17 protein-coding genes are annotated in these 17735 nt (G+C 65.6%); 12 read left to right on the plus strand and 5 right to left on the minus strand.

Features of this window, described 5'->3' with window-relative positions; translation table 11 throughout:
* Nucleotides 1-3 precede the first annotated feature (3 nt).
* Nucleotides 4-1461, plus strand: coding sequence for a pyruvate, phosphate dikinase (locus ABQE89_RS17240; protein ID WP_448418724.1), 1458 nt, complete (start codon nt 4-6; stop codon nt 1459-1461).
* Between the two features lie 180 nt (nt 1462-1641).
* Nucleotides 1642-2298, plus strand: coding sequence for an NADPH-dependent FMN reductase (locus ABQE89_RS17245; RefSeq protein ID WP_448418726.1), 657 nt, complete (start codon nt 1642-1644; stop codon nt 2296-2298).
* A 9-nt stretch (nt 2299-2307) separates the two neighbouring features.
* Here ABQE89_RS17245 and ABQE89_RS17250 read toward each other — a convergent pair whose 3' ends face one another.
* The 4 genes from ABQE89_RS17250 to ABQE89_RS17265 all read right to left on the minus strand — a co-directional run bounded on the left by ABQE89_RS17250 (nt 2308) and on the right by ABQE89_RS17265 (nt 7218).
* Nucleotides 2308-3378, minus strand: coding sequence for a Rieske 2Fe-2S domain-containing protein (locus tag ABQE89_RS17250; RefSeq protein WP_448418728.1), 1071 nt, complete (start codon nt 3376-3378; stop codon nt 2308-2310).
* A gap of 59 nt (nt 3379-3437) precedes the next feature.
* On the minus strand, nt 3438-4046 hold the full coding sequence (locus tag ABQE89_RS17255; protein WP_448418730.1) for a TetR/AcrR family transcriptional regulator: 609 nt from the start codon (nt 4044-4046) through the stop codon (nt 3438-3440).
* A 114-nt stretch (nt 4047-4160) separates the two neighbouring features.
* The gene (locus ABQE89_RS17260) at nt 4161-4769 is read right to left on the minus strand and encodes a TetR/AcrR family transcriptional regulator (RefSeq protein ID WP_448418732.1); all 609 of its coding nucleotides are present in this window, start codon (nt 4767-4769) and stop codon (nt 4161-4163) included.
* Nucleotides 4762-7218: a CaiB/BaiF CoA transferase family protein gene (locus ABQE89_RS17265; protein ID WP_448418734.1), complete on the minus strand. Its 2457-nt coding sequence runs from the start codon at nt 7216-7218 to the stop codon at nt 4762-4764. The genes ABQE89_RS17260 and ABQE89_RS17265 overlap by 8 nt, the downstream gene beginning before the upstream one ends.
* A 214-nt stretch (nt 7219-7432) precedes the next feature.
* On the opposite strand from ABQE89_RS17265, the gene ABQE89_RS17270 reads away from it, so the two are divergent.
* The 9 genes from ABQE89_RS17270 (at nt 7433) to ABQE89_RS17310 (ending at nt 15501) form a co-directional block, all read left to right on the plus strand.
* Complete coding sequence (locus ABQE89_RS17270) at nt 7433-8569, plus strand: amidohydrolase family protein (protein WP_448418736.1); 1137 nt, start codon at nt 7433-7435, stop codon at nt 8567-8569.
* Nucleotides 8562-9743, plus strand: a complete 1182-nt coding sequence (locus ABQE89_RS17275; protein WP_448418738.1) for a thiolase C-terminal domain-containing protein — start codon at nt 8562-8564, stop codon at nt 9741-9743. The genes ABQE89_RS17270 and ABQE89_RS17275 overlap by 8 nt, the downstream gene beginning before the upstream one ends.
* Nucleotides 9740-10183: a Zn-ribbon domain-containing OB-fold protein gene (locus tag ABQE89_RS17280; RefSeq protein ID WP_448418740.1), complete on the plus strand. Its 444-nt coding sequence runs from the start codon at nt 9740-9742 to the stop codon at nt 10181-10183. Before ABQE89_RS17275 ends, ABQE89_RS17280 begins: the two co-directional genes overlap by 4 nt.
* A complete protein-coding gene (locus ABQE89_RS17285) occupies nt 10176-10388 on the plus strand; it encodes a hypothetical protein (protein WP_448418742.1) in 213 nt (70 codons plus the stop codon). The genes ABQE89_RS17280 and ABQE89_RS17285 overlap by 8 nt, the downstream gene beginning before the upstream one ends.
* A 16-nt stretch (nt 10389-10404) precedes the next feature.
* Nucleotides 10405-11220, plus strand: coding sequence for a mycofactocin-coupled SDR family oxidoreductase (locus tag ABQE89_RS17290; protein WP_448418744.1), 816 nt, complete (start codon nt 10405-10407; stop codon nt 11218-11220).
* 119 nt (nt 11221-11339) lie between these two features.
* On the plus strand, nt 11340-12698 hold the full coding sequence (locus tag ABQE89_RS17295; protein WP_448418746.1) for an aldehyde dehydrogenase family protein: 1359 nt from the start codon (nt 11340-11342) through the stop codon (nt 12696-12698).
* Complete coding sequence (locus ABQE89_RS17300) at nt 12698-13708, plus strand: DUF2889 domain-containing protein (RefSeq protein WP_448418778.1); 1011 nt, start codon at nt 12698-12700, stop codon at nt 13706-13708. Before ABQE89_RS17295 ends, ABQE89_RS17300 begins: the two co-directional genes overlap by 1 nt.
* Nucleotides 13709-13723: 15 nt before the next feature.
* Nucleotides 13724-14680 carry an alpha/beta hydrolase gene (locus ABQE89_RS17305; RefSeq protein WP_448418748.1) on the plus strand — a complete coding sequence of 319 codons (957 nt, stop codon included), beginning with the start codon at nt 13724-13726 and terminating at the stop codon, nt 14678-14680.
* Nucleotides 14677-15501, plus strand: coding sequence for a TIGR03621 family F420-dependent LLM class oxidoreductase (locus ABQE89_RS17310; RefSeq protein WP_448418750.1), 825 nt, complete (start codon nt 14677-14679; stop codon nt 15499-15501). Before ABQE89_RS17305 ends, ABQE89_RS17310 begins: the two co-directional genes overlap by 4 nt.
* A gap of 3 nt (nt 15502-15504) precedes the next feature.
* On the opposite strand, the gene ABQE89_RS17315 is transcribed toward ABQE89_RS17310, so the two are convergent.
* A complete protein-coding gene (locus ABQE89_RS17315; RefSeq protein ID WP_448418752.1) occupies nt 15505-16890 on the minus strand; it encodes a phosphotransferase family protein in 1386 nt (461 codons plus the stop codon).
* Between the two features lie 105 nt (nt 16891-16995).
* Here ABQE89_RS17315 and ABQE89_RS17320 point away from each other — a divergent pair.
* Nucleotides 16996-17735 (plus strand): TetR/AcrR family transcriptional regulator (locus ABQE89_RS17320; protein WP_448418754.1); only part of this gene is annotated, 740 nt, incomplete at its 3' end.

Consider the following 17735-nt stretch of genomic DNA (forward strand, 5'->3'; position numbering starts at 1 on the left):
GCGATGTCCATCGTCAAGATCGGCGATCACGCCGACGTGAACCGCGAGTTGGTCGGCAACAAGGCCTTCAGCCTCAACACGATGGCGCGGCAGGGTCTGCCCGTACCGCCGGCGTTCGTGCTCACCGTCGACGAATGCAACCGCTACCTGTCCGGCGGAACCCTGACCGACGAGGTACGGCAGGGGTTGCGCACGGAGGTCGCCGCATTGGAGCGAGCACTCGATCGCACCTTCGGCGGCGGCGAACGACCCCTGCTGGTGTCGGTGCGGTCCGGGGCCGCCCGCAGCATGCCCGGCATGATGGACACCATCCTCAACCTGGGCATCAACACCGACGTCGAACAGCGTCTGTGTGAGTGGACCGGTGACAGCAGGTATCCCGCGGACACTCATCGCAGATTCGCCGACCAGTTCCGCGGCGTCGTCGGTGTGGCACCTCCCGACGATCCGTGGGAACAACTGGAAGCCGCGGTGGGTGCCGTCTTCCAATCATGGCAGTCGCCTCGCGCGATTGCGTATCGACGACACCATGGGATACCCGATGTCGGTGGCACGGCCGTCACGGTGCAGGCGATGGTGTTCGGCAACCTGGACGACAAGTCCGGAACGGGCGTGCTGTTCACTCGCGACCCCGTGAGCTCTGCCTCGGCTCCGTTCGGTGAGTGGCTGCCCGGCGGCCAGGGTGAAGACGTCGTCTCGGGCAGGCATACACCGCTGCCGTTGGATGAACTTCGCCGCTCCCTTCCGAAAGTCCACGAGGAATTGATGACGGCCGCCCAGTTACTCGAGCGCTCGATGCGCAACGTGCTGGACATCGAGTTCACTGTCGAATCGGGAGCACTCTGGCTCCTGCAATGCAGGGTCGCGAAACGCTCCGCAACCGCCGCCATCCATCACGCGGTGGCGCTCGAACGCGAGGGCATCGTCTCTGTGAGCGAAGCCTTGGCGATGATCAGTCCGCAGCAGTTGGCAGCCTTCCTCCGTCCTCGCCTCGCGCCACGTGCACAGGCAGAGGCGGTGCTGCTGGCCGCCGGGGAGACCGCCTGTCCCGGTGTGGCGTCAGGTGTTGTCGTGACCGACGCCGACGAAGCCGACGACATGGCCGCCGCGGGTGTCGATGTGGTGCTGGCACGGCCGACGACCGACCCGAACGACGTCCACGGCATGCTCGCGGCCGTCGCCGTGATCACCGAGATCGGCGGTGCCACCTCGCATGCGGCGGTTGTGAGCCGCGAGCTCAACCGGGTATGCGTGGTCGGATGCGGTGAAGGCACCCTGATGGACCTCGCTGGTCGGACGGTCACGGTCGACGCGACGGATGGCGAAATCCTCGACGGGAGACTAGAGGTCGAGACGCCGTCGCCCGACCACCCCGACGTCGCCGTCATCCAAGCCTGGCTGCGGGAATGTCCAGAGACACCGGCCACGACGCAGTTGAAGTCGGTTCTGGCGATTACGTAGTGCGCTTGTGCCACTCCTCGTTGCCGACGGGCTGACTCTTCTCGCGAGCAGACGCAAAGTGCGCACTTTCCTCGGCGTGTCGGCGGACTTTGCGGCTGCTCGCCAGAGGAGCGGCGCCAGATTGCGCGGGCAATCTTGTATCGGGCCATCCTCGTGGGTTTCACAGGTAGGTTGCGTCGCATGGAGACCAGAGGTCCACGCGTCATCGCATTCGCCGGGAGCCTGCGCACGGATTCGGCCAACAAGAAGCTGGCGCGCGCCATGGCTGTCGGCGCAGAGCGTGCAGGCGCGGAGGTGCGCTTCCTTGACCTGAAGGACTTTCCGGTGCCGGTGCTCGACGCCGATCTCTTCGACGCGGTGAGCAGCGATCCACATCGACTGTTCGACGAAGGGGGTCGAGTCGGTCCGCCGCATCGCATCCCGCTGCCCGCCGGCGTTCTGGAACTCAAGGAGCATCTCCGATGGGCCGACGGTTGGCTCGTCGCCACCCCGGAATACGGCGGTTCGATACCGGGGATGCTGAAGAACCTGATCGACTGGCTGACCCGGCTCGCGCCCGGCGAGGCACCACTGGACAACTTCACCTTCAAGGTCGTCGCCCGCGCCTGTGTATGTCTGGAGGGGCACGGTCACGGCGCGTTGGCCGAGTTGACGCGGCTACTGACCACCCTGGGCGCTGTGGTCCTTCCCGGGAACGACGTCTTCTATGTCGCCGACGACCTCTTCGACGACAGTGGCAGCTTCCGCGACCCAACGCTGGTGCGCTCGGCCGAGCGCATCGGACGACGGCTCACTGACTCGATTCGCCGCTTTCATGGCCTCACCGAACCGTCGTGACGGTTCCCATCACTGGTCAGGTGGCGAAGCCGCATCGGCGGCACGATTGGTACTCAGACCGCCGTACTCACCGGCGTTCGGCTGAAAACTCTGAGCCCACCGCCGCATCATGCGGAACATCGTGGCCTCTTCGGTCTGCAGCGATGGCGGCTCGACGAAGCGCTGGTGCTGCCAGATCGCGAGGTCCTCGGGGAAAACCGACTCGATGGCCTTGAGCCTGACGGTGCGCTCCTCGTCGCTTTCGCCATCGATTTTCTCGATGAACAGCGTCTGGCGCAGTGTCGACGTCTGCGCATCGCCCGGTGTCACCGAGATGACCGAATGGGTGTTGTCGCGGCCGGAGAACCGCGTGTAGGCCATTCCCACGCCCCACTGCTTGAGCGTCACCGTGTCCTCTCGTCGAGGGCTGTCGATCTTGCGTTTACCCCGCGAGTGCACCCTCAACTTCGTCATGAAGTAGGCGTCGGTGACTTCGTAATCCACCAGCGTCGGCAGGTCGCGGGTGTGGTGTACATAGCGGAAATGGATTGGGTCGACGATGTTCTCGGCGACCACCCGCGGTTCGATGGACAGCTCACCGTAGTCAAATGCGCTGCCTATGGTTGCGACGTCCCAGAACTCACCCGTCGGATACTCGTCGCTGAGATCCTCGAACAAGTCGGGTATCGACCACGCCGGCGGTTGACCGGCAACGTCGTGCCACAGATAGACGATGCCGTTGCGCTCGCACACGGGCCACGCCTCGATCCGCCGCCTGCTCGTCCGCCCCTGCGGCACCGCCACGTTCTGCCCGTCCGGCCCCCAGGTCCACCCGTGGAACGGGCACACGATGCAGTCGTCAACTACCCGGCCTCCGTAGCCCAGGTGCGCGCCGAGGTGCTGACAGATAGCGTCCAGGCAGCGCACCTGCCCGCCGGTCGACCGGTAGAGCACCAGTTCCTGGCCGAACACCTTGAGCGGCTTGACATCACCGGGTGCGAGTTCATGCGACCAGCCGACGACGAACCAGCCATTCGGCGCCATCCACGCCGGGATCCGCACCTCTGGTTCGCTGTCGGTCACCGTGATCGATTTGCGCACAGCAAGCCCACCTCCACATCGCGAAGATGACTGACGCTAACGATACTTAGACAGATGTGTCAAGTATTGACGAGCAGGGCCCGGAGCATCCCCTGTGCGGTCGCGATCGCCGCTTGCCGGCTTCTTTGAGAGCCGTCCATGCGGGAGGCGAACCAGAGCGATTCGAGCATCGCCTCCACCGCCAACCCTTGAAAGACGGGTTCACCGAGCGAGTTCCCGCGCACACGGTCGAAGCTGTGGCCGATGCGGGTTGCCCATCGCCGTTGCGCCTTCCATCCGGATTGCTGCAAGGTGCGGTCAGCGAACGCCGCCTGCCGCCATACCGTGGCGAACGCCCCGAAATCATCGAAGTACGAGAAGAACTGCTCCACCCAGGAGGCGAGAGCACCGTCGTCAGGCTGTACCGGCAACGCATCGAGCGCCTCGAGAACCAGGCTCAGTCGCTCGACGGAGCGCTCGGCGACCGCCAGGAACGCATCTTGCTTGGTCGCGAAGTAGACGTAGAAGGTTGGACGCGAAACGCCTGCCCGCTTGGCGATCTGCTCGACCCTGGTACTCGAGTAGCCCAGCTCCTGGAACGTCAGGCGAGCTCCTTCGAGAATCTGCTCCCGGGTGCGATCCGTCTTGGCCCCTGCCGCCCACGGCGGCGTACGTTCGCGCGGCTTCATCGCCTTGAGTGAAGCACACGCCGTGGACCCGGCTGCCTGTTCTCACGAGCAGACGCAAAGTGCGCACTTTCCTCGGCGTGTCGGCGGACTTTGCGTCTTCTCGCGCGGGGAAAGTCAGCGATCGACCGCGCCGAGGCCCCGCAGCACGAAGCCCATCAACTGCTCGATGTCGTCGGATACGTCACCGGTTGACTTCTGGTGGAACCGATCGAGAAGTGCGGCCTCGAATGCAGCACGAATCGACCGCGCATCCGCCTCCGGAGTGCATTTGGTGAAGGTGCCATCGGCTTTGCCGCGGTGCAGGATCGCGGCGATCGATGCCTGATCGGTCGCACTGACGAGTTCGAGTTCGCGGGCATACCCCGGCGTGCGCCGCATTTCCTCGGAATAGAAAGTGGCCATCCTTTTACGCTTACGCGGGTTCGACACGAGCTCGAACATGTGCGTCATCCACGACCGCAGGGCATCGACGGGATCCTTGGCATGCGCCACGACCTCGCGCTGTTGCGCCTGCACCGCCTCCCGGTCGCGCCGGAACATCTCCAGCAGCAGGTCATGCTTGGTGCTGAAGTTGCGGTAGAACGCTCGCGTGCCGAGGCCGGCCTCGTCGAGGATCTCGGTGATCGACGCCGAGGACCCCGAACTGCGGTCCAGACACCGGTAGGCAGCATCGATGATGTGCTGCCGCTCCGCTGAGCGGTCGACCGTCTTGCCCTCAGCCACAGTGGATCACACCGGCATCCTGCCACTTCGCGATCGTCGCGTCATCGTAGCCGAATTCGCGCAGCACCTCCGACGTGTGCTGGCCGGCCAGGCAACCACCGGGCGCCCTGGTCTCGGAGCGGCTCAATCCGACCAGAGGCGAGAACCGCAGATGTTCGTCGAACACCGGGCTGACGGCAGAGACCGTGTACTCCTCTGCCAGTAGTGGATCCGTCTGGATCAACCGTGCCGGAGCGCCTTCGTAGAGTTCCACGCACCCGACCCCCGCCGCGTTGAGGTGCTTCTCCCAGAACGCTGCCGACTCCTTGCTGAACACCGATTGCAGCCGTCGGGCCAGGTCGTCGTCGAAGGATTCGCGGCCATCGACGGTCGAGAACCGATCGTCGTCGTCCAGGTCGGTGAACTCACGCAGCGCCGAGACCAGTGGCGCCCACTCCTTGTCCTGCGGTGCGGCCAGGAAGATCCGACCGTCGCTGCCGTCGTACATCCGATACAGCGCGGACAGGCCAGTCCCGTTGTGCGCCGGCGTCAACGGGTCCGGTGCATCGGCATAGTCGACCACCCAGTCGGTGAGCGCATGGGTGGCGGTGGCCAGCATCGAGGTGCGCACGTCGCCGAGCGGGTGGCCACGGTCGCGGCCGATGAGCGCGGTGAGGATCGACGACGCCACGGCCAGTGCCGCCAGGCCGTCGCACTGCAACTCCGGTGCGGTGCCCGCGCTCGTCACGCGCGGTGCTTGATGGATGACCTCATCGAGATTGGCCGTGGCACACGCGGCGTCCGGGGTGTTCGCCAGCGCCACCCCTCCGGCGGCCGCGATGCTCGGCGCATACGCAGGACGCGCGCCGAAGGGACCGTCGACGCCGTAGCCCGGCGCGGACACGTAGATCACGTCCGGGTTGATCGCGCGCAAGGTCTCCGCGCCGATCCCCAGCCGATCCGCGGCGCCAGCCCGCATGGACTGCAGCACCACATCGGCCGAAGCCGCCAGCCGGTGCGCCACCGCTCGGCCCTCTTCGGTGTGCAGATCCACCTGGATGCTTTCCTTGCCCTGCATCACCTTGGCACCCGCCGACTCCGGGAATTGCAGAAGGCTGCGGATGTTGTCGCCGTTCATGGCCTCGAACTTGATGACCCGGGCACCGAGATCGGCGAGCACACTGGATGCGTATGGCGCGGCGAACATTTCGCCGAACTCCAGAATCGAGACGCCGCTCAGCGGTGGCTGCGAGCCGCCCCCGCCAGGCTCAGGCACCGAGTCCGCCGGTTGCCAGCCGTCCCCCGCGTCGCCGAGCCGGGGTGCGGGATCGGGTTGGCACAGCGGGCCGTGCGCGGTGTGGATGAGCGTGGTGGGTTGGCGCACCGGGCCGACCTCGGGATCGTCGACGATCACCGAACGCTTGTCGTGGATCAGCTGGGGATGGTCGAACACCTGCGGGCCGGACCGAAACAGCTCGGCGCACAAGTTGGGGTTCTCGTCGAAACACTGCTGCCATTCCGCAAGCGTTCGCTCACCCACCTTGGCCAGCAGGATCGACCAGAACTCCTTATACAACTCCGGACTTTCCAGTGCGGGAAAGCCTTTCCATTTCGGATCGGCGAGCAGCTCCATCACGCCGAACTCCGTCAGCATCGCCGCGAACAGATCCGGCGACACCTGGGCGAACTGCAGCCAATGGCCGTCCTTGGTCGGCGCCGTGAGCAGCGCCAGCAGCATCGGGCTCTGCGGTGTGCCCTGTTCGGTCCAGGCCTCCACGGTGTTGTACGCCTCCGGCCACCGGATGCCGACCAATTCACCGAACCAGTTCCAGGCGTCGACGGCGTGCACACCGCGGACAAGATCGGATTCGACGATCTGCCCAAGTCCGCTGCGGTCTCTCTCGTGTAAAGCGGCCAGAATCCCGTGCACCGCAATGTGTCCCGCTGCGAAGCTGGCGTACGGAACCGTGACATACGACGGGCGCGGTGGATTCGCCATCCGACGCACCGCGTGTGAGAGGCCGGCTTTGGCCAGTACCAGCCCTTCGTAGCCCTTGAGGTCGCGCCACGGCCCGCGGCGCCCCCACCCGGTGATGTGGGCGATCACCAGCCGCGGGTGACGGGCCGACAACGCGTCGGAGTCGATGCCCGCCGCGGCCAGCCCCGCCGGGCTGAGCGTGGTGACCAACACGTCGGCGGCGGCGAGCACATCGTCGAACTGGGCGGCGCCGTCGTTGCTCTTGAGGTCGAGAACGCGACTGCGCTTGTTGCGCCCGAGCGCGGGCCAACCACGCAGCGCGCGCAAGGGACTGCCGCCGGGGGGTTCGAGCATCAACACGTCCGCGCCGGCATCGGCCAGAAATTGCGTGCACACCGCACCGGGCAGCGTGGTGGACAGATCCACCACGCGGACGCCGGCAAGCGGCTCCACCGACTCGGGGGCGGCATGGGCACCGGTTGGGGTCGACAAGGGACTTCCGCCTCCTATAAAAGTAGTGAAAATAGCTTTTTCGGACCGCCTCACATACCTACGCGACATGTGACATGAATCGCATCGTAGCGAAGCAGACGGCGCGAATCTACTGCGGATTTGCCCCGACAAGGCTTGACAGGCCATAAGATCGCCCCATAGTTTGGTGAAAATAGATTTTTCAGCCCAGCGCCCTCGGCGGTTGGAGGACCGTATGACGAAGATCTGGACGAACTCCGGTGATTCCCACTTTCTGGAGCCCGACGACCTGTGGCAGTCCCGGCTGCCCAAGCGGTTGGCCGAGTTGTGCCCACGGTCCGAACGGGATGACGACGGCGAGTACGAGACCGTCTACGTCGACGGTCAGATCTTCCGACGCAAACTGCCCTCGTCGGCGATGCTGGCTTTCGCCGAGTTGAGCATGCGGCCCGAAGGTGGCCGCGACGCGAAAGCCCGCCTGGCAGACCTCGACAACGAGGGCGTGTGGGGAGAGGTGGTCTTCCCGTCCCTGGGGATGTGGGCCTCCACCTTCCGAACACCGGAGTTGCTCAAGGCGTGCGCGCGGGCCTCCAACGAGTGGGCAATCGACGAGATCGCATCGGTTTCACCGCGCTATGTGGTCACCGCACAGGTCTCCACCCTGGTGGTCGACGACGCGGTCGAGGAACTGCAGTGGGCGGCCGACAACGGATTCAAGGCGGTCTTCCTGCCGACGATGCCGCATCCCGACGCCCCCGACTGGCACCGCGACGACTGGGAACCGCTGTGGGCGGCCGCCGAGGAGGCGGGCATGGTGATCGCGTTCCACATCGGCACCGACCCGGTCGATGTGGAGGCGGGCAACAGTGTCACCGGTGGCGCCGGCCTGGTGTACCGCGGCCCCGGCGGCGCCATCATGAACTACGCCGAGACGACGTTCTCCGGCCAGCGGGCGACCATGAAGATGGTGGCCTCCGGTGCGCTGGACCGTCATCCGAACCTCAAGGTGCTGATCTCCGAGGGCGGTGCGACATGGGTGCCGTTCCTCGGTGATCGGCTGCTCGAAGGGTACCGACAACACCATATGGCGGTGCGGCCCAAACTGAGTCGCAACCCGAAGGAGATCCTCTACAGCCAGGTGTACGCGTCGTTCCAGCACGACGAGACCGCGGTGCAGGCCTTTGAACACATGGGCTATCGCAACGTCATGTTCGGCAGTGACTACCCGCACATGGAAGGCACGTTCGGCCATACCCAGGACACGTTGAAGACACTCTTCGACGGAGTCAGCGACGAAACCCGGCTGCGCATCACCCAGGGCGCGTTCTTCGAGTTGTTCCCCGACGTGCCACCGGTGCCGGCCGATGCGTGACGTCGCGATCGTCGGCATCGGTGCGACGCCCTATTACAAACGAGGTCAGTCGCTGCCGAAATCCATCACCGAACTCGGCGGCGAGGCGATCCTCGCGGCCTGCGAGGACGCCGGACTGTCCGTCCGCGACATCGACGGCTTCGCGTACTACTCGGGGGCCAGCGCCGGCTACACCGAGAAGATGGACACCGCCGATTTCATGGAGACCCTCGGCATTCCCGAGGTCCGCTTCACCGCCGCGTTGACCTCCGGCGGCGGCGGTTCCGCCGGGGCCATCGGACTGGCCCGGGCGGCGATCGTGGCCGGTGACGCCTCCGTCGTGGTCACCGTGATGGCGCTGCAGCAGTCCAAACAGCGTCTGGGGTCGGTGTTCTCGGCGATGGATCCGGACCCAATCAATTCGTTTCTGCAACCGTCGGGTCTGTTCGGCCCCGGTCAGCTGATGTCGGTACTGGCGCGACGCCACATGCATCTGTACGGCACCCGCCGCGAGGCGTTCGCCGAGATCGCGATCTCCACCCGAACCAACGCGCTGAACCGTCCCAAGGCGATGCACCGAACACCGTTGACGCTGGAGGACTACTACAACGCCCGGATGCTCGCAGAACCGTTGTGCCTCTATGACTTCTGCCAGGAGACCGACGGAGCCGTCGCGGTGATCACCACGAGCATCGACCGCGCACGTGACCTTCGTCAGCCGCCGGTGCCGGTGGCCGCCGCCGCGCACGGCGGGGTCAAGGACTGGGGACGTGCGTTCGCCTGGATGGGCATGCCTGACGAGTACTTCGCGTCCTCGGGCAACAAGCCGATCGCCGACCGGCTCTATCAGCAGGCCGGTATCACCGCCGATGACATCGACGTCGCACTGCTCTACGACCACTTCAGCCCGATGGTGCTGATGCAACTCGAGGACTACGGGTTCTGCGAGAAGGGCGAGGGCGGCGCGTTCGTGGAGAGCGGCGCCATCCGCTACGACGGCGGCACCATCCCGGTCAACACCCACGGCGGTCAGCTGTCGGAGGCCTACATCATCGGCATGACCCACATCATGGAAGGAGTCGAGCAGATGCGCGGCACCGCCATCAACCAGGTGCCCGACGCGGAACTCGCGTTGGTCACCGGAGGGCCGGCCAGTCTGCCGGTCAGCGGCCTGATCCTGGGGCGTGCCTCGTGAGCGCGCCGCCTGCTGCGCTGGCGACCCCCCTGCCCGGTGAGCATGTCCGGATCGCGGTCAACAAGGACACCGAGCCATTCTGGCAGGCCGCCAAGGAACGGCGACTGGTCGCGCCGCAATGCGCCGAGTGCGGCACCTTCCGGCTGCCACCGACACCGTTCTGCCCGGACTGTCAGTCAAAGAACGTCAATTGGGTTGAGCTGCGCGGCGATGCGATCGTGTACAGCTTCGCGGTGGTCCACGGAATCCCGGGCATGCCCGATCTGACGGTGGTCCCCGCGGTGGTCGATCTTCCCGATGCGCCGGGTGCGCGACTGGTCAGCAACATCGTCGACGTCGACCCTGCCGATGTGGCGATCGGAATGGCTCTCCGCGTTGATTTTTCGCCGATCGCCGACGGCTGGCTGCTGCCCGTTTTCCGAGCCGCTGACCATGGCTGACGACGACAGCGCCCTGCACGAAAAGCCCCTGGAATTTCTCACCAGTATCGCCAACACCGGCGGCTCCTGCGACGGACAGTCGATCCTGCCCGACAACGGCCGCTTCCGGGCGTCATGCACCTGCGGCGCCTGGAGCGTCGACGTCGACGACCCGCAGGAAGGTCTGCGGTTGGCCCGCATCCACACCGGCAGCGCGCCGGACTGACGACAGAGGAGAGACCGTGGGGAACCTGGACGGCAAGGTCGCTTTCATCACCGGGGCCGCTCGCGGCCAGGGGCGCGCGCACGCCGTGCGTCTGGCCGGCGACGGCGCGGACATCATCGCGCTCGACATCTGCGCCGACATCGACTCGATGGACTATCCGAACGCCACACCCGCCGAACTCGACGAGACGGTCAAGCTCGTCGAGGACCAGGGCCGCCGAATCGTGGCCCGGCAAGCCGATGTTCGTGACGCCGAGGCGGTCGACGCCGCCGTCCGAGACGGTGTGGAACAACTCGGCGGCCTGGACATCGTGGTGGCGAACGCGGGGATCGTGCGGCTCACCGACGGCCCGAATGCCCGCCAGATCTTCCGCGACATCATCGACGTCAACCTCGTCGGCGTGTGGAACACCGTCGAGTCGGCCATCCCCCACCTCATCGCGGGCGGCCGCGGCGGCTCGATCGTGATCACCAGTTCCAGCGCCGGGCTGAAGGCCACCGGCACCGACCGCGCGGGCGGTCAGGCCTATGCCGCAGCCAAGCGCGGGATAGTGGGACTGATGCAGGTGTGGGCCAACCATCTCGGGCCGCATTCCATCCGCGTCAACACCATTCACCCGACCGGCGTGGCGACGGGCATGGTGATGAACGAGACGATGGCCAGGCTGTTCGAGGAAGGCGACGTCGCGTTGTCAGCCATGCAGAACGTCCTGCCCATCCAGATCCTGCAACCCGAAGACGTTGCAGGAGCCGTGGCCTGGCTTGTCTCCGACGAAGCCAAATTCATCACCGGCACCGCGTGGCCGCTCGACGCCGGCTTCGCGGTGCGTTGACACAGGAGAGAAACGATGACCGCTTCGACACTCGACTCCACCCGTCCGGAAGTGACACTTCGCATCGGCGCCGAGAAGCGCCGCACCGCATCAGGGGGCACCTTCGCCCACATCAACCCGTGCAACGGCACCCCAGACGCCGAGATCCCGATGGCGGGACCCGCCGAGATCGACGAAGCCGTCAAGTCGCCCACGATGCCTTCGCAAGTTGGCGGCGGACCGATCCCACCGAGCGCAGGACTGTGCTGATGCGCTTGGCGGACTTGATCGAGCAGCACACCGACGACTTCGTGCGCCTCGGCACGTTCGACAACGGTATTCCCACAGGCCTGGTAAGCGGCCTGGTCGGCATGTCGGTGGAATGGACGCGGTACTACGCGGGGTGGGCCGACAAGATCACCAGCGAGGTGACGAGTTCCTATCGCGCCCACGGTGAGTTCAGCTATACGCTCAGCCAGCCCTACGGCGTCGTCGGCGTGATCATCACCTGGAACGGTCCGCTCATCTCGCTGGCGATGAAAGTGCCCGCGGCCCTTGCCGCCGGGAACACGGTGGTGATCAAGCCGTCCGAGCTCACCCCGTTCAGTGCCATGTTGTTCGCCGATCTGGCGACCGAGGCCGGAGTTCCCGACGGTGTGGTCAACGTGGTCCCCGGCTCGGCGGAGGCAGGTGCCGCGCTCGTCGAGCATCCGCTGGTCAAGAAGGTCAGTTTCACCGGCGGTCCGGACACCGCTCGCAAGATTCTGCATTCGTGTGCCGAACACATCAAACCGTCGGTCATGGAACTCGGCGGCAAGTCGGGCAACATCATCTTCGAGGATGCGAACCTGGACGTCGCCTGTAGCGTCGGCACATTCGTATCGATCGGGTTCATGAGCGGTCAGGGCTGTGCCCTTCCCACTCGGATGATCGTGGCGCGCCCCATCTACGACGACGTCCTCGCACGCGTCTCGGCTCTCACGTCGATGATCAAGGTCGGCAACCCCCTCGAGCCCGACACCATGGGAGGTCCCGTCATCAACGAGGCTGCGCTGCAGCGGATCACCGGGATGATCGACCGCGCCAAGGCGGACGGCGCGCGGCTGATCGCGGGCGGCGAACGGATCGGTGGCGACCTCGCGGACGGGTACTTCCTGGCGCCGACCGTGTTCGCCGACGTCGATCCTCACTCGGAACTGGCACAGAAAGAGGTCTTCGGGCCGGTGCTGTCGGTCATCCCGTTCGACACCGAGGAACAGGCCATCGAGATCGCCAACAGCACACCCTATGGCCTTTCGGGGTACATATTCACCGACGATCTCAAGCGCGCTCACCGAGTCGCCGAGGAGATGGACACCGGCGAGGTGTTGATCAACGGCGCCGCACCGCTGAAGGTGCACCGACCGTTCGGAGGCATCGGGATCAGCGGGATGGGCAAGGAAGGCGGCCGCGAAGGCCTCACGGAGTTCCTGCGGACCAAGAGCATCGGCATCGGGTGATCACCGATCTCGGCGCGCCGCGCTGCGAACTGCATCCGCTGCACGGCATTCACGAGCCCACGCAGCGGACGCCCGAGCGGCGTCCCGGGACGGTCCGGCGCACCAGTTCGATTGACATGACCCGTGATCCGGGGTCATTGGATCCGGTGTACCTCCGGGGTCGCGCACGTGATCTCCGAACCGGCGACGACGGCACCACCACCGAAATCGGGCACGCCGCTTTACGAGCCACCGTCGGGATGGTCGCCCGTGTCGTGCAGCACCTCGAGGTCGATCCACCCGTTTCCGGTACACACCTCGTCGGCGCGCCGGCGATGAGCGGTTTCCGCGCCGCGGTCGACGAGGCAGCACCTGCCCTTCGGGCCCCGCGAGATCTTCGCTATACCCTGCTCGACGACGTACCCGTCGCCACGCTGATCTCCGGACACGCCCTGTCTGCGTCGGGAGTCCCCGGGCTGGTAGCGAAGCTCGGCTATCTGCCGGTCGCCGACCAATGCGCGGGCTTCGTCACCGGCGGTCTGTTGATGGCGTCATTCGAGCAGGGCGAATCCGCACTGGTGACCGGGCCGGAGGCTCCTGAGCTCGACGACCCGGACGACCCGCTGGCATGGCATGATCTGGCTCCGCTGCCCGTTCACGGCATGCGCCGGCGTCGCAGGCTCGACGTGTGCCGGGACGGGTCCCAGGTCTCGGTCGATGCGATGTTTCGCGACACCTATGTCCGGGTCGACGGCACCGAGACGGTCATCCACGAGTACACACTCGACGCAACCGTGGACCCGACGACCGCGGTGATCCTGCGCAGTGCGGCGACGCCGCGGGTCCTGCCCTGGCAGGACTGTCCCGGCGCCGTCGCCAGCGCCGGCCGTCTTGTCGGAATGACGCTGGACGAGCTGCACTTTCGGGTGCGCCAGGAATTGCAGGGCACGTCCACCTGCACGCACCTCAACGACCTTCTTCGCAGCGTCGCTGACACGGCGGCGCTGATCCCTGTGCTCGACCTCGACTAAAAGATGTGGAGACCGATGCCCACGACATTGTCCTTCGATGTCTCTGCCGCGATCGACAGCGGCGAGCGGCTCACCCAGACCGCGTGGGCGTTTCTGCCCGAGCAACCAGCCGCGGCGCAGGCGATTTTGGTGTGTCTCGCCGGCGGCCTGTACGACAAGCACTACTGGCACATGGAGATTGACGGGCACCCGGGATACAGCTTCGGTGAACACATGGCCGACGCGGGCTACATCGTGATCGCCGTCGACCACCTCGGCGTGGGTGAGAGCACCGACCCCACCGACTCCGGGCCACTTGGTCTGGAACTGCTTGCCACCGGCGACGCCGAGGTGGTACGTCAGATCCGCGCACAGGCCGCCGATGGAACGCTTCTCGACGGCCTCCCGCCGGCCAACCTGCCACTCGTCGGTGTCGGCCACTCGATGGGATCGTGTCTGACCACAATGGTCCAGGCCCGCGAAGGCGGGTATGACGCGGTGGCGCTGCTCGGTTACGGCGTGCAGATCACCAACGTTCACGAGCAAGACGCGGATGCCGACGACCTCGAGTCCCGTATCCAGCAGAGCCTGGAGACCGCATACCAACTCACCGGCACCACACCGGGTGACTCCTACATGATCGCCCCGCGCGACTACCTGGCCGACATGTTCTACGCCGGCGAGGTGCCGCAGGACGTGATGGACGCCGACACCGCGGTGCAGAGCAGAGTGCCGATTCGTGCCGGTGCCGAGGTGACCACACCGGGTTTCGTCGAAAAGTACACACCGCAACTGGACGTGCCGGTGTTCCTGGCCTTCGGCGCAGCGATCGACGTGTCACCCGATCCGTATGCGGAACCGGCCAACTACACCGGATCACCCAACGTCACGCTGTACCTGGTGCCGAAGGCCGGGCACTGCCACAACTTCGGCAGCCACCGCGCCGCGCTGTGGGACCGCATCGCGGCGTGGATCCCGACGGTGGTGCGATGAACCCGAGCCGCGAGTTCCGGTTCGGCGTGGCCCTGTCCACGCTGAAGTCACGCGATCAGTGGCGCGATGCCGTGCGCCGCGCTGAAGACCTCGGCTATGACGTGCTGCATCTGCCTGACCACCTCGCGACGCCGGCACCCTTCCCCGCGCTGCTTCTCGCCGCCGAGATGACGACCCTGCGGGTCAGTCCGTTCGTTCTCAATGCGGGCTTCTACAAGCCCGCCCTGCTGGCCCGTGACGCCGCGGCACTCGATCTCCTCACCGACGGGCGTTTCGAGCTCGGCCTGGGTGCGGGTTACGTCAAGCAGGAGTTCGAAGCGGCTGAGCTCGAATTTCCCAGCGCCGGACGCCGTGTCGATCACCTCGTACATACCACCCGCTACCTCCGCGAACACGTGCCCAGTGTGCCCATCATGGTCGCCGGGTCGGGTGATCGAGTGCTCACCCTTGGCGCTGAAGCGGCCGACATCATCGCGTTCAGTGGCGCCCGCCCGAACAGCATCGCCGCCGATCCGCTTGCGGAACTGGTGGACTTCGTCCGGCAGAAGGCGGGCGAGCGCTTCGATGATCTGGAGCTGAACCTCACCATCACCGCCTTGCCCCACGACGGCAGCGGAAAGCCGAAAATCCTTCGGACAGCGGGCTTCGGGCAGAGCCTCACCGACGAGCAGATCCTTGACTCCCCGACCACGCTGGCGGGTACGCCGGCTGACATGGCCGACACGCTGCGTGACTACGCCGCGAATTGTCGCGTTTCCTACCTCAGCGTTCCTCAGTTGCACATGGAGGCGTTCAGCAAGGTGATCGCCGAACTCCGCTGACGGTTATTTCAACTGGCCCGCAGCGGTCGTCTGGTATGTGGTGAACGGTTGACACGGCAGGTGGGCGGCCATGGCCGATCCGGGCGGACCCAGCGAGGCCTTGTGTCGGATAAGCCGACGGTAAAAGAGTTGGCAGAGTTCGGCATCGTGCCGTCCGCCGTCCTCGAGTACGAACTGCTCGAGTGCGGCGTCACCGTCCTGCCAGGTCTTCGGGCGGTGCCCGAGAAGTGGTGCGAGGTCGTCGAGATCGGCATTGGTGATCTCGGCGCCGATCTCGTCTTCGCGCTGAAGGTAGCGGGCGAGGCGGAACGCGACCCGTAGCCGGTATCGGGCGTAGTCGTCGTCGACGGCAATGTCCCGCAACATGTCTACGAGTTGTCGATGCGCGGTGGCCGCCGGTGTCGGGGGCACGTCGGGCAGCTCGGGTGCTTCGAGTTCGAATCCCAGGCGCTCAGCGAGCGCTTCCATCGCGTGCAGGTTCGTCTCGCTGCACCAGTGCAGGTTGGTCATGTAATCCGAATCCGGGGACGGATTGTTGAGTGAGTTCCGAAATGCGAGCTCATTGGTCAGTGTGAACGCGATGTGATGCAACTGCACCGCTTCGATGTCCACGGGATGACCACCGGCGCGCTCGTACTCTGCGTACAGAGTATTGAAGTCACCGAAATGCAGCACAGTGTCTCGCATTCGAGGCGCCCCGAGGTCCATCATCGGGTCCCCGATGTGCCCGATCTCCACGTCGAGAAGCGCGATCAGCCGCCCATCCTGTTGATGGAGCTGCCCGGAATCCCACACGATGGCCGACTCCCGGCCCCGGGTGTCCACAGGGTTGCGTCTGAGCCAGCCCAACACGAACTCCAGCAGCGGGTTCGGCGCATTCTTCCCCGCGCGCCACACTTCTTCGAACCGACCAATCCCGAATCGGCCTGCCTCGGCCGGAGTCGGCGCCCGCAAAACCCCGGCCTCGACGAACGGTTGCAGGGGAAGTCGGTGGAGTTCGGCCAACTGGGCCATGTACGCGCGCATGACCGCATCGCGCTGGGCGGTGCTCAACCCCTCGAAGCCGGGTTGACCGTCGACGCGGTCCATGACATAGGCAGGTAACTCGTCGATCCATCCGTACACGGACGGCACCCGGATGCCATGCTCGTGCATCACCCGCTGCAGCGACATCTCGTGACGCAACGGAAACTGCATGGGAATGTCGGCACCACGTTCACCGCGCACGACAAGCGCGACGGACTCACCGTCGCGGTCGACATCGACAAACCAGGTCGGCCGCCAACGTGCCTGCCGCACAACGGTTGTTACCCGGCCCCCGAGCTCTCGTTCCACCCAACCCGTGATCAGCGCACTCGACGCCGAATCGCCGGAGACCACACTGGACACCTACCGCCACCACCTTCGTCACCATCGCGCACCAACAGTCCGACATTATCGACGTTTTGTTGGAATGTCTACAGTTTGTGTATTTTGTCGGATATCGTCGCGGTCATGACGGCTCGACCCGATCCGACGCGGAGCGGCGCGTGGGGCGCGGACACCCCCGTCGACGAGGAAGACGCGCGTGAGCGACTGCTCCTGGCCGCCGAAGCCTGCTTTGCGACGCGCGGGCCGTCCCGCACCCGAATGAGCGACATCGCTCAGGCGGCGGGGGTGCACCGGTCGACGCTGTACTACTACTTTCCGAACAAGAACGCGGTGCTGGTGGCATCGTTCGTTCGCGGTTTGACCGAGGTTCTCAAGGCAGCCGACCCCTGTTGGGGCACAAGCGAACCCTTCCTCGAACGACTGGTTCAGGTATCACTGGTGGGCAACGAAGCAGTACGCAGTTCGGCCGCTCTCAGGATGTTCATCGACGAAGAGGAAGCCGCGCGCACGTATCAGGCCGTCGAGACATCGGCGTTGTGGCAACGAACGCTCATCGATGCACTCGGGCCGCGTCTCGCCGAGGCTGCCGCCACCGGCGAGGTCCGCAATGACGTTTCACCAGCGACACTGGCGCGTTGGATCGCTCGAGTCAATTTCAGCCTGATGACCGAGCCCGGAAACCCGGACGACGGCGGCGACGAGGGGATCCTGCGCACCTTCCTGATCGCATCGCTTCGGCCCGACGTCGCTGCGGGCGCGGCCATGGGACCTTCCGTCGAACAGATTAATTATCATACTGATTGTGATGCTGACATTGGAGCCGGAGCTCGAAGGCCTTCGCGAGGCGATCGCGGCGCAGGCGA

The organism is Mycolicibacterium sp. XJ1819, assembly GCF_053483675.1.